This window comes from Planococcus soli (assembly GCF_016881065.1).
GTDB lineage: Bacteria > Bacillota > Bacilli > Bacillales_A > Planococcaceae > Planococcus > Planococcus soli.
This window is the reverse complement of record NZ_WXYN01000046.1, coordinates 72,697-84,845: the sequence shown is the minus strand read 5'-3', so window position 1 is coordinate 84,845 and position 12,149 is coordinate 72,697. Positions and strand designations below refer to the sequence as shown.

General features: G+C 46.9%; 10 protein-coding genes and 1 pseudogene. 1 reads left to right on the top strand and 10 read right to left on the bottom strand.

Annotated features, from left to right (window positions below; genetic code table 11):
- The 9 genes and pseudogenes from GJB59_RS14140 to GJB59_RS14100 form a co-directional block, all read right to left on the bottom strand.
- Positions 1–181, bottom strand: a pseudogene (locus GJB59_RS14140) (hypothetical protein); the annotation flags it as partial.
- A gap of 187 nt (positions 182–368) precedes the next feature.
- Complete coding sequence (locus GJB59_RS14135; protein WP_142829299.1) at positions 369–755, bottom strand: FxsA family protein; 387 nt, start codon at positions 753–755, stop codon at positions 369–371.
- 25 nt (positions 756–780) lie between these two features.
- Positions 781–2,541 (bottom strand): pyruvate kinase, encoded by a 1,761-nt coding sequence (pyk, locus tag GJB59_RS14130; RefSeq protein ID WP_142829301.1) that lies wholly within the window; start codon positions 2,539–2,541, stop codon positions 781–783.
- 22 nt (positions 2,542–2,563) lie between these two features.
- Positions 2,564–3,523 carry a 6-phosphofructokinase gene (gene pfkA, locus GJB59_RS14125; RefSeq protein ID WP_142829304.1) on the bottom strand — a complete coding sequence of 320 codons (960 nt, stop codon included), beginning with the start codon at positions 3,521–3,523 and terminating at the stop codon, positions 2,564–2,566.
- A gap of 177 nt (positions 3,524–3,700) precedes the next feature.
- Complete coding sequence (gene accA / locus GJB59_RS14120; RefSeq protein ID WP_142829306.1) at positions 3,701–4,669, bottom strand: acetyl-CoA carboxylase carboxyl transferase subunit alpha; 969 nt, start codon at positions 4,667–4,669, stop codon at positions 3,701–3,703.
- Positions 4,662–5,534, bottom strand: coding sequence for an acetyl-CoA carboxylase, carboxyltransferase subunit beta (accD, locus tag GJB59_RS14115; RefSeq protein ID WP_142829308.1), 873 nt, complete (start codon positions 5,532–5,534; stop codon positions 4,662–4,664). Before accD ends, accA begins: the two co-directional genes overlap by 8 nt.
- Positions 5,518–6,168 carry a FadR/GntR family transcriptional regulator gene (locus GJB59_RS14110; protein ID WP_142829310.1) on the bottom strand — a complete coding sequence of 217 codons (651 nt, stop codon included), beginning with the start codon at positions 6,166–6,168 and terminating at the stop codon, positions 5,518–5,520. Before GJB59_RS14110 ends, accD begins: the two co-directional genes overlap by 17 nt.
- Before the next feature lie 113 nt (positions 6,169–6,281).
- Positions 6,282–9,338 (bottom strand): DNA polymerase III subunit alpha, encoded by a 3,057-nt coding sequence (gene dnaE / locus GJB59_RS14105; RefSeq protein WP_425325254.1) that lies wholly within the window; start codon positions 9,336–9,338, stop codon positions 6,282–6,284.
- 18 nt (positions 9,339–9,356) lie between these two features.
- Positions 9,357–10,301: a DHH family phosphoesterase gene (locus GJB59_RS14100; protein ID WP_142829314.1), complete on the bottom strand. Its 945-nt coding sequence runs from the start codon at positions 10,299–10,301 to the stop codon at positions 9,357–9,359.
- Between the two features lie 92 nt (positions 10,302–10,393).
- Between GJB59_RS14100 and GJB59_RS14095 the strand changes: the two genes are divergently transcribed.
- Positions 10,394–10,699, top strand: coding sequence for a YtpI family protein (locus GJB59_RS14095; RefSeq protein WP_142829316.1), 306 nt, complete (start codon positions 10,394–10,396; stop codon positions 10,697–10,699).
- A gap of 90 nt (positions 10,700–10,789) precedes the next feature.
- On the opposite strand, the gene GJB59_RS14090 is transcribed toward GJB59_RS14095, so the two are convergent.
- Positions 10,790–12,097: a DRTGG domain-containing protein gene (locus tag GJB59_RS14090; protein ID WP_142829318.1), complete on the bottom strand. Its 1,308-nt coding sequence runs from the start codon at positions 12,095–12,097 to the stop codon at positions 10,790–10,792.
- Positions 12,098–12,149: the final 52 nt, after the last annotated feature.

Below are 12,149 nucleotides of genomic sequence, written 5' to 3'. Positions count from 1 at the left end.
CAAGCCGAGCATGGAAACAGCCGTGCGAAGAGCCGCCATTGGGTGGACATGCTTGNTCAAAGCTGGCGTTGACAGCCAGGTCATCAATATCGTAGCCGACGTATGTAAGTGTGTCATCAATGATCGAGCTGATGGCGGATTGGGTTGCTACTACACCTTCTAAACCTTTTGACGATGTCATGTAAATCGCTCCTTCTTCAGTCTAATTCATCATTCCAAAAAAAAATGCAGAATGATGTCTCATCTGCGTTTATGAACTTCTGTTTATATTTCCTTACTTAGCCATTATAATCAACTTTGCAGAATTTGTGAATGGAAACGCTTATAGAAATTAAATTTCCTCTAAAAATCGATGAAAATACCCGGGATTATCCAACGATAACCCGGGTATTTTTCATCTTTTTATGAATTACTCGATAAATGAATGGCTTATACATTTTCTGAGTTGGACCAAAAAGCATGGTAAAGCCTACTGCATCAGAGATAAAACCTGGTGTCAGCAGCAAGACTCCCCCTACCAGAATGAATGCCGCATTCAATAATTGATCTCCAGGAGCCTGGAAACTGTTCATTCCCTCCTGAATATCCTTGAGCGCTTTTAAGCCCTGTTTCTTTGCGAGAAAAGCACCAATCAAACCGGTTGCCACAATAATTGCCATTGTAGCGAAAAACCCAAGCTTGCCTCCTGCCCAAATCAGCAAAGCCAACTCAAGAGACGGCACAATAATTAATGCTAGGAAAATCCATTTCATCATTTTTGACCGACCTCCTTACTGATCGTTACAGAACACTGGCATGGCCGTGATAAACGATGCCCGATTCTGCATCCATCGTAATATCGTAATTGTTCTTGATAAGCGAAGTCGCTTCTTTGACGCCGACGATAACCGGAATGCCAAGGCTCAAGCCGACAACTGCAGCGTGGCTGGTCAATCCGCCTTCTTCTGTTATGATTCCGGCACATTTATTGATGGCTGGCATCATGTCGCGATCCGTTCCGATTGTTACAATGATTTTGCCTTCTACATTTAAAGCCAGTGCTTCTTCTGCATTTCTGACAACAACTGTTTCTCCGAAAGCGACTGTCTTGCCGATGCCTTGCCCTTTTGCAAGAATGTCTCCAATAACATGCACTTTCATCAAGTTAGTGGTACCGGCTTGGCCAACTGGAACTCCTGCTGTAATCACGACAAGGTCGCCGTGTTTCACATAGCCATGCTTCAAGCTCTCGTCCACAGCTTTTTCCAGCAATTCATCCGTCGATTCGACTGAAGTCCCGACGATTGGCTGAACGCCCCATACAAGAGACAGCTTGCGTGCTGGCCGATCTGAAGAGGTTACCGCAATAATTGGCGCGCCCGGACGGTATTTCGAAATCATTTTGGCGGTTGTGCCGCTCTCGGTCGGTGCAATAATCGCCTGAACTTTTAAGTTCAATGCAGTATACGCAACGGCTTGGCCAATCGCTTCCGTCATATTCGATTCTTTTTCTTTTCTTCTAGTTGAGACAATTTGCTTATAGTTTAATGCTGCTTCTGTCGTTTCAGCAATGCGATGCATCGTTTCAACAGATTCAACCGGATAAATGCCGGCAGCTGTTTCACCAGATAGCATAATCGCATCCGTGCCGTCAAAAATCGCATTGGCGACGTCACTTGCTTCTGCGCGTGTCGGACGCGGGTTGCGCTGCATGGAATCCAGCATCTGTGTAGCCGTAATAACCGGTTTGCCGGCACTGTTGCACTTTTCGATCAATGATTTTTGCACCAATGGCACTTCTTCCGGAGGAATCTCTACGCCTAAATCTCCACGCGCAACCATCAAACCATCGGAAACCACAAGGATGTCATCAATATTGTCGACGCCTTCCTGATTTTCGATTTTCGGAATAATCTGGATGTGCGCGCCGTTATTCTTTTCAAGCAATCCGCGGATTTCCATGACATCTGAACTTCTTCTGACAAATGAAGCCGCAACAAAATCAACGTTTTGTTCGATGCCGAACAAGATATCCTGGGCATCTTTTTCAGTGATTCCCGGTAATTGAACCGAAACGCCTGGCACGTTGACGCCTTTTTTGCTTTTCAGAGTTCCTGCATTTTCAACGATTGTATGGATAATTCCCTGTTCTTTGTCCAGGCTTTCGACACGCAATTCGATCAACCCGTCGTCCAACAAGATGATCGATCCTGTTTCGACATCTTCGATCAACTGTTCATACGTGATGGAGAATCGCTCAGCCGTTCCAAGCACTTCTGTCATGGACACTTCGATTTTCTGGCCAGTGACCAATTCGATGGAGTTGTTCTCCATTTGGTGCGTCCGGATTTCCGGACCTTTTGTATCAAGCAGAATACCGACGATTTTGCCGGCTTTTTCGGCCGCTTCACGGATGCGTTTGATGCGCAAGGCGTGTTCTTCATGGTTACCGTGTGAAAAATTTAAGCGGGCGACGTTCATTCCCGCTTCGATTAAGCGTTCAAGCAGTTCAGGTGTTTCACTTGCAGGTCCGATTGTGCAGACAATTTTCGTTTTTCTCAATAAACTCACTCCATTTACCATATTAAATTGCTAATTCTTTAGATAAAGTATACAAACTCATATCAGCATTATGTTCAGCAGTAAATGCTTCTGTCATATCATAGTCTACCACCTGATGATTCTTCATGCCAATAGCTCGTCCTCCGCCGCCGTTCAGCAAAACTTCCACTGCACGGGCACCAAACAAACTGCCCAGGACACGGTCCCGCGCTGTCGGAGATCCGCCGCGCTGAATATGGCCAAGCACAGAAACACGCGTTTCGATATCCGCCTTTTCTTTGATCAGGTCAGCCAGCTCGTTGCCGCCCATAACGCCTTCGGCTACGATGATGATGCTGTGGCGCTTGCCGCGGTCGCGCCCTTTTTGCAGACGGTCGATCATCTCATCGATATCATAACTTTCTTCGGGAATCAGAATGGTTTCTGCTCCACCGGCAAGGCCAGCCCACAGTGCCAAATCGCCTGCGTCGCGCCCCATTACTTCCACAATGAAAGTCCGCTCATGGCTTGTCGCCGTGTCGCGAATCTTATCGATTGCTTCAATAACAGTATTGAGCGCTGTATCAAATCCGATTGTGTAATCTGTTCCTGGAATATCGTTGTCAATCGTTCCTGGAACGCCGATGCACGGGAACCCTCGTTCAGTCAAAGCCATCGCTCCGCGGTATGAACCATCTCCGCCGATAACCACCAATCCTTCTAGTCCTTCTTTTTTCATTTGCTCAATTGCTTTTAATTGGCCTTCGTTGGTGCGGAACTCATCGCAGCGTGCAGAATACAGCTTAGTGCCTCCGCGCTGAATAATATCGCCAACATCGCCTGCTTCTAATTTTTTGATATTGCCTTCAATCAGTCCCTGATACCCGGAATAAACGCCGGCCACTTCAATGCCGTGGTATATTCCTTTTCGGACAACCGCCCGGACAGCCGCGTTCATGCCCGGTGAATCTCCTCCGCTTGTCAATACTCCAATTTTCTTCATAATACCCCTCCTGCAGTCCATTTACTCTGTTTACCTTACCACGCCGAAGCGCTACTGTCAGTCCTTAAAAGCCGTGCAGCATGTTAAGATTTTGTTTCATTTTACTGACCGGTTCCGAAGATTGGGAACCTGACGATAACCCTGGAAATTAAAAAGAACCGCCGAGGCGGTTCTCCGTCATTCACTGAATACACCGATTGATTTGAATTTCCGGTAACGCTGATCAACCAGTTCTTCGCCGGACATGCCATTCAATTCTTCCAGCGAGCGCCGGATCGCTTCTGAAATGATTGAGGCCTGTTTCTGCGGATCATGATGAGCACCACCGCGCACCTCTGGAATCATATGTTCAATTATTTTCATTTCCAGCAGATCCGGTGCAGTGATTTTCATCGCCTCGGCAGCTGTTTGCGCTAAAGCAGAATCCTTCCACAGAATAGAAGCCGCGCCTTCTGGAGAGATAACCGAGAATGTCGAGTTCTCCAGCATTAAAATCTGATTGCCGACACCCAGTGCAAGGGCGCCTCCGCTCCCGCCTTCACCAATAACAATGGATAAAACAGGGACTTCAAGTCCTGCCATTTCCACAAGGTTACGCGCAATCGCTTCGCTTTGTCCGCGTTCTTCGGCTGCTTTGCCCGGATATGCACCTTTCGTATCTATCAGGCAAATAATCGGCCGTTTGAATTTTTCTGCCTGCTTCATCAGGCGCAGTGCTTTCCGGTAACCTTCCGGATGCGGCATGCCAAAGTTCCGTCTGACGTTTTCTTTCGTATCCTTGCCGCGCTGGTGGCCGATAATGGTCACAGGCTGCCCGTGGAAAGAGGCAATCCCGCTGACGATAGCGGCGTCATCTCCGTACAGGCGATCTCCGTGCATTTCAATGAAATCATTAAAAATCAAGGGAATATAGTCCAGAGTCGTTGGCCGCTCGGGGTGTCGCGCTACCTGGACGCGGTCCCAAGGCTTCATGTTCTCGTAAATTTCTTCTTCAAGTTTAGAGAACCGGTCTTCCAGCGATTTGATTTCTGAACTCAAGTCTACTTCAGCCGTAGCGGTGTATTCTTTCAACTCTGAAATCTTTGCCCGCAGCTGAATTAAAGGCTCTTCAAAAGGCATTGATTTTTTTCCGTTTTTCTTAGCCATTTGCCACAGCCCCTTTCATATGAAGACGCACGATGGTCGCCAAGGTATTCTGCATTGACGCGCGGTGAACAACTGCATCCAATTGTCCGTGATCCAGCAAAAATTCAGCTGTCTGGAAATCTTCCGGCAACTTTTCACGAACGGTCTGTTCAATAACCCGGCGGCCTGCAAAGCCGATCAACGCTTTCGGCTCTGCGATATTGATGTCGCCGACTGAAGCAAAACTCGCAGAAACTCCGCCAGTTGTTGGGTGGGTCAGAACAGATACAAATAACAATCCCTCGTTGCTGTGACGCTTTAACGCAACGCTGGTTTTAGCCATCTGCATTAAAGAAAGCACACCTTCCTGCATACGTGCTCCGCCACTCGCTGTAAAAATGATAAATGGCAATTTGCGGTCTGTAGCCGCTTCAATGGCGCGTGTAATTTTTTCGCCGACAACGGAACCCATCGAACCCATACGGAAATGTGAATCCATCACAGCCAAAACGATGTCCTGTCCTTGTAATTTGCCAGAACCCGTCAATACCGCTTCGTTCAGACCGGTTTTTTCGCTGTCTGCCTGCACTTTCTCTGCATATCCCGGAAAACCGAGTGGATTTTCCGATTTTAAATGGTCATCCATCGACTCAAAGCTTCCTGCATCCAATAAGCCATTTATACGTTCATGCGCAGTCATTTTAAAATGATGGTCGCATTTTGGGCAAACTTTATTGTTTTTTTCCAGATCTTTCGTCAACGTAATTTCCTTGCAGTTCGGGCATTTGGTCATTAAGCCTTCTGGAACATCTTTTGCGGCTTTTGAAGGCATGGTAGCTTCTTTGCTGTCTTTGTTGCGTTTAAAAATATCACGAATAATTGCCATTGCGTATTCTCTCCTTTTGTAGCCATTCGCTCCAAGCCTTAAACCCGCGAATGGCTGTATCTGCGTCTTGCCGCTCGATAGCGGTCAATATATCGTTCATGCGGTCTATTTCTTCTGAAGAAACGGTTCCATCATATGGATTGCCGCTGTATTGCTTCAATAAAAACCAGATTTTCAATGACAAGCGGTTTCCTGATAACACCATCAGTTCACGTACAAAATCTTCTCGCTGAAAACTTTCGCCTTCGAGGCGCAGCCGGAAACTGTCCCAGATCTTCATCTGGCTGGCAGCTTCATTTTGGCAAATCTCTTGGATAGCTGCCATTTCATGAATTTGGCGCGTTTGCCAAACATCTTCATGTGATTGGTTGTCCTGCAGGACGAAAGTTGACAAGACTTCAACCAATTTATGGTTTCTGTAATCAGACAAAAACGTGCCTTCCCCCCTGCGTGTTTCAATCAATCCCAACAACTCCAGGCTGCGCAGCGCTTCCCGCAAAGTTGAACGACCGACCTGCATGGTTTCGGCCAATTCCCTTTCAGATGGGATGCGGTCGCCTGGCTTGATTTTTTCTTGCCGAATCATGTCACGAATGTCCCGTACTATGTCCAAATATCGTTTCGATTGATTCATGGCGGTTCCTCAGTTCCCATTTTTTTGAAAGTGGTCTGGCCACTCATATCCTTTACCTTACAAAAAAAACAGTGCTACGTAAAGAAAAAACTGCTTTTCTTTGAGAAAAGCAGTCAAGTTTCTATTGTTTTACAGATAATAGCCGTTTTTTGATTGCGGTTTTCAACTACCCCGTGGATTTCCAGAATTGCTTGCGGTTCCAAAAGAAGATTGTATTTCGCATACTCTACCGGAAACAGCGTCACGGAAACCGGACCTGTTTCATCCATCAAAGTCAAAAATGCCATGGCATCCCCTTTTTTTGTCCGGATCCGCTTGATGTCATCAACCATCCCCAAAACAGTTACCGTTTCTCTATCGCCTTTAGTTTTCAGCGATTTCAGTTCATGAAAAGTTTTCTGGCGACTTTCTTTTTCGCGTTCTATCGGGTGCTTGGATAAGTAAAACCCAAGAACATCTTTTTCGTAGTCGAGTTTCAGCGTCTCAGGCATATCTGCTGCCTTAGTGTACTTCGGCTTCATAAAACTGGATCCCATGTCATCAAACAATCCGGGATCTTCAGTCGGCTTGACCAGTTCAGCGTGCTTGATGGCGCTGTCGAGAGATGCCAATAAAACACTGCGATCGTGGCCGAACTCGTCGAGTGCACCTGCTTTGATCAGCGGTTCAAACGATTTGCGGTTGAAATGCAAAGCCGAAATGCGTTCAGCAATATTAAACAAACTGCTGAATGGCCCTTCTTCTCTGGCAGCAAGCAGTGCCCTGGCCGTTGTTCCCGGAACCCCTTTTATCGCATTTAACCCAATCCGCACCTGTCCTTCTTCTACAGAAAACGAATGGCGGCTTTTTTGAACAGACGGCGGCAGCAACGGAATTTTCTTTTCTTTGATTTCCTGCAGCAGCTGCTTGGTTTTTTCTGTATTGCCGGCACTGTTGGCCAACAAGCCGGTATAAAAATAAACCGGGTAATGGGCTTTCATGTAGCTCAGCTGGTAGGAAATCATGCTATAGGCGACAGCATGGCTTTTCGGAAAGCCATAATCCGCGAAACGAACGATTAAATCATAAACTTCCCCTGCTTCCGCTTCGGTAAATCCTTTCTCTTTTGCTCCACCGACAAAGTGCGCCCGTTCTTCATCCAAAATCTCCCGTTTCTTTTTGCTGACGGCTCGGCGAAGCAGATCGGCTTCTCCCAGTGAAAAACCGGCCATTTTCGCGGCAATGTGCATAATCTGCTCCTGGTAGACGATAACGCCATAGGTCTCGCTCAGAATTGGTTCGAGAATCGGATGGACGTATTTCACGGCTTCCTGTTTATGCTTCCGTCTGGCGTACAAAGGAATAAATTCCATGGGACCTGGCCGGAACAGGGCGTTGACAGCGACAATGTCGCCAAATGCCGTTGGTTTGATTTGCTGGAGTGCGCGGCGCATTCCGTCAGACTCTAATTGGAAGACACCGGTCGTATCGCCCGACGCCAATAGCTTGTAAGTTTCTTCATCTTTGAGCGGAATGCTTCGGTAGTCGATCCGCTTTTTGGTATCCCAATAAACCAGGCTTCGGATCTGCTCCAAAATCGTTAAATTGCGCAGGCCGAGGAAGTCCATTTTCAACAAGCCGATTGCTTCCAGTTCCTGCATGGGCCATTGCGTCAAATAGATGCCTTCGTTTCCTTTTTCAATCGGAACATGTTCAACCAGCGGTGTCGGGCTTAAAATTACGCCCGCCGCATGGGTGGAGGCATGGCGCGGCAACCCTTCCAATTTCAAAGCTGTCTTGAACCAGGACTTGCGCTCTTCCCGTTCCACAATCCAGGCATTCAGAGCCGGAGACTCTTTCAAGGCGGATCGAAGCGTCGTTCCTGGCCGGTTCGGTATCATTTTCGAAATTGCTTCAAGCTCTTCTGCCTCGAAACCGAATACACGGGCCGTATCACGGGCAACCGCTTTAGCCGACAAGGTACCAAATGTAATAATCTGCGCCGTTCGGACCGCACCGTATTTTTTCGCTACGTAGTCTACCACTTCGTGGCGTCTATGGTCAGCAAAATCAATGTCGATATCCGGTAATGTGACACGCTCCGGATTTAAAAAGCGCTCAAAAAGCAAACCATGCTCAAGAGGGTCTACATCGGTAATCTTCAGTGAATAGGCAACGAGCGAACTGGCCGAAGATCCACGTCCTGGACCTGTCATAATATCCTGGTCTTTGGCATATTTCATGAAATCTGCGACGATCAGGAAATAATCGATAAAGCCCATTTTTCCGATTACTGACAGTTCGTAGTCCAGTCTGTCCTGGTAAATTTTCGAAAAACCTGGTACCCGATCAGCCAAGCCCGTTTTGCACAACTCCGCAATAAAGGCAGCCTTGTCGGTTTCTTGAGCCAACGGAAATACCGGAAGCAGTTGGCGGTTCATCGGTATTGTCACCTGACAGCTTTCCAGCAGATCCGCAGTGCTCTGGAGCCATTCCGGATGATCGGCAAACCAGGATTCGAATTCCGTACGGCTTGGCACGTATGCAAACAGATGCTCAGGCTTCTGCCTGTCCGGGTCATTTATCTTCTGCCCCTGGCCGATTGCGGAGGCCACCTCATATGCAAAAGCGTCCTGTTCAAACAAATAACGGCTTTCGTGTGTTGCAATTATCGGCAGCTCCATGTTTTCGCAGATTTCAGCAAATGCCGGCTCCTGTTCAGACAGAATTCCGCCCGGCCTTTCAATACTGCCGAACGCTGCCGACCCAAATAGATCCTTTATGTATTCAAATACCGGTTTGCGGTCCGTCAGCAGCCACTCAAGTTTATTCGGAATAACACAGATCAGGCCTTCCCGGTAGGCTTTCAGCCATTGCTCCGGGATGGACTCTTTTTCCCTTGTGGACAAGGCGCTGGAAATCTTTAAGAGGTTGCTATAGCCTTTATTTGATTGGGCATACAAAACGACCGGATAGTGCAATTCTTCATACTCGATAAATGCCGAAAGGCCGACCACCCCATGGATGCCGGCACGGCGGCATTCTTCCCAAAATGGAAGAATACCGTATAGTTTCGTGTTGACGATTGCAGCTGAAACGGCTCCTTGTTCCTTTAAATACGGGAAAAGTTGGTCAAGGCGCACCGTACTTTTCAGCAAATCAGCCGATGTGCTTATATGCGGATAAACCATTGCCAACAGACCTCCTCCTTATTTTGCGGCAGCACAGATTTCAGCAAGGCGCTGAATGACCTGATCGGCTTCCTCCCACGAATAGGCCGTTGCACCAGAAGCCATTGGATGGCCTCCGCCTCCGAATTCTTTTGCTAAAGTATTGATGATTGGGCCTTTTGAACGCAGACGCACCCGGATTTCACTATCTTCCTCAATTAAAATAACCCAGGCTTTCATGCCTTTGACGTTGCCGAGCGAACCGACCAGCAAAGAAGTGTCTGTTGCGGTAACATCAAATTCCTTTAGAATGTCTTTGGTGATTTTGACATGTGCAGCACCATTTCTATCCATTTTGAAATTCTGGTACATATAACCCTGCAGATGCAATAATTTCCGGTCCATTTCGTACATGCCATTATGCAGTTCGTTGCGGTCGAAATCGTATTTGATCAGTTCGCCTGCAATCGCAAACGTTTTTTGTGTCGTGCTTGGGAAAAGAAAGCGACCCGTGTCTCCAATAATTCCAGCATACAGCAGCCGTGCCGCTTTTGCGGACAAGGTCCAGCCTTCCGTCTCCCGTCCATATGTAAACAGTTCATAAACCAATTCAGAAGCCGAACTTGCCGTTGTATCAACGGATACAATATCGCCGTAAGCATCATCATTCGGATGATGATCGATTTTAATAAGTTTCGCGCCTGTCTTGTAGCGCTGATCATCGACACGCTCTGTGTTGGCGGTATCGGTCACGATGACCAATGCACCTTCGAAATCCTGATCTTCCACTACATCGGGAAAATCCAGAAAGTCCATTGTGTAATCATGTATGCCGGCCGCCAAAATGCGCTTGTCCGAATAATTTTGCTCCAATAAGTATTTTAGGCCGAGCTGAGATCCGTAAGCATCTGGATCCGGACGCACATGGCGGTGAATAATGATGGTGCTGTATTGCTTAATTGTGTCGATGATTTGACTGTTCATTATCGAGTTCCTCCATTTATAAGGAAATCCATTCGCAATTTTGCTCAGTTCTCAGTACAATGATAATGAGTTTTGGAATTCAGGAGGTCCCTATGTTAATATTCGTTGTTTTAATCATTGTATCATTTGTCATTTATTTTTATAACAAAACCAAGCAATTCCGTACGCGCACCGTTTTGCCGATCAGAAAGAAATGGTATGCTGCACGAGCATCGATGGCGCTGGGAAGTTTTATGGCCTTGTTCGGCATCAACCAGCTGTTCGTATTTCAAAGTACGATCACGTACATCGTTTCAGCCATTTTTATCGTCCTTGGGCTTGCCCTGGTTTATTACAATTACAAAGCATCACGGCATTATCAGGCATTCCTTGAAGAAGAAGCTGACTTAAATCCTTAAGCAGCTTCTCCCAACAGAATGTTCAGGCAGCAGATCCACTCCCAATCGAGTGAATCTGCTGCCTTTTTGCTGCCTGAAAAGGAGGCGGATTCAGCGATCCAACAATTGGAAGGTTAACATCGCCTTGCCGACAATTTCCTGATCAAGGGATACATCAACTTCAACTTTTGCGGATTTACGGCTAATGTCCAAAATATTGGGACGGACAAACACCAGCGCGTCCAGCTGAACCGGTTTTAAAAAATAGATCGAAATATTTTCAAGCACACTATCTTTCCGGTTTTTCGTCTTTAAAGCCGCGCCTGCAGCTTCAGTGAGAATCATCGTATAGGCGCCGTGTGAAATCGATCCGTAAGCATTGGTCATCTGCGGTGTGACACGAAACTCTAAAATCAATTTATCGTTCGATTGCTGATGAAGTTGGCTTTTGATGATATCATCGATCGTTTCGCCTTGCTGCGGCTGACGTTGGGCCGTTTGTATCGCTTTTAATACATCCTGCCTGCTGATGACACCTTTCAGCTTGCCGTGGTCATCTGCGACCGGCATTAAATCGATGCCTTCCCAGATCATGCGGTGTCCTGCAGCTGCGACACTCGTCTGCATCGAGACAGTGATCGGATCTTTGGTCATCACTTTTTCCACTAACTCGGAAGGAGGATGCCCAATAACATCCCGTGATGTGATGATGCCAACCAATTTGTTTGAATGATCGACCACAGGAAAACCGCCATGAGTCGTCTGTTCATTCAATTCATGATAGCGTCTGATCGGCTCTTTCAGCGTCAAGTACGCCGTCACTTCCAGTGGTATCAAAATATCTTCTATTAAAAGTATTTCCTTTTTGATTAATTGGTCATAGATCGCCCGGTTAATCATTGTCGCTACCGTGAAGGTATCGTAGCTGGTCGAAATAACCGGCAATTCAAACTCATCCGCGAGTTTCTTTACTCCTTCGGACGCTTCAAATCCACCAGTCACAAGCACGGCTGCTCCCGCACGCAAAGCGTATTCATGTGCTTTGTAGCGATTGCCGACAATCAATAAATTGCCCGCTTCCGTGTAACGCATCATATCTTCCAGCTGCATCGCACCGATTACGAATTTGTTCAATGATTTATGCAATCCGGCTCTGCCGCCCAATACCTGCCCGTCAACAATGTTGACGATTTCAGCATAAGTCAGCCGCTCGATATTTTCTTTCTTTTTGCGTTCAATCCGAATCGTTCCGACACGTTCAATGGTCGAAACCAATCGTTTTGTTTCCGCTTCTTTGATTGCCCGGTAAGCAGTCCCTTCACTCACCTGAAGCTCCTTGGCAATACGCCGCACCGAAATCTTTTCGCCAACGGACAATGTCTCAATATAATCCAATATCTGTTCATGTTTAGTCGCCATGATTTCACCCATTCTTTCTGCGTTCATGTACCTAATAGTGTAGCATAATTAA

Excerpts from the sequence above, each read along its gene's own strand:
- GJB59_RS14135 (WP_142829299.1), bottom strand. The coding sequence starts at position 755 with ATGATGAAATGGATTTTCCTAGCATTAATTATTGTGCCGTCTCTTGAG.
- pfkA (WP_142829304.1), bottom strand. The coding sequence starts at position 3,523 with ATGAAGAAAATTGGAGTATTGACAAGCGGAGGAGATTCACCGGGCATG.
- accA (WP_142829306.1), bottom strand. The coding sequence starts at position 4,669 with ATGGCTAAGAAAAACGGAAAAAAATCAATGCCTTTTGAAGAGCCTTTA.
- accD (WP_142829308.1), bottom strand. The coding sequence starts at position 5,534 with ATGGCAATTATTCGTGATATTTTTAAACGCAACAAAGACAGCAAAGAA.
- GJB59_RS14110 (WP_142829310.1), bottom strand. The coding sequence starts at position 6,168 with ATGAATCAATCGAAACGATATTTGGACATAGTACGGGACATTCGTGAC.
- dnaE (WP_425325254.1), bottom strand. The coding sequence starts at position 9,338 with ATGGTTTATCCGCATATAAGCACATCGGCTGATTTGCTGAAAAGTACG.
- GJB59_RS14100 (WP_142829314.1), bottom strand. The coding sequence starts at position 10,301 with ATGAACAGTCAAATCATCGACACAATTAAGCAATACAGCACCATCATT.
- GJB59_RS14095 (WP_142829316.1), top strand. The coding sequence starts at position 10,394 with ATGTTAATATTCGTTGTTTTAATCATTGTATCATTTGTCATTTATTTT.
- GJB59_RS14090 (WP_142829318.1), bottom strand. The coding sequence starts at position 12,097 with ATGGCGACTAAACATGAACAGATATTGGATTATATTGAGACATTGTCC.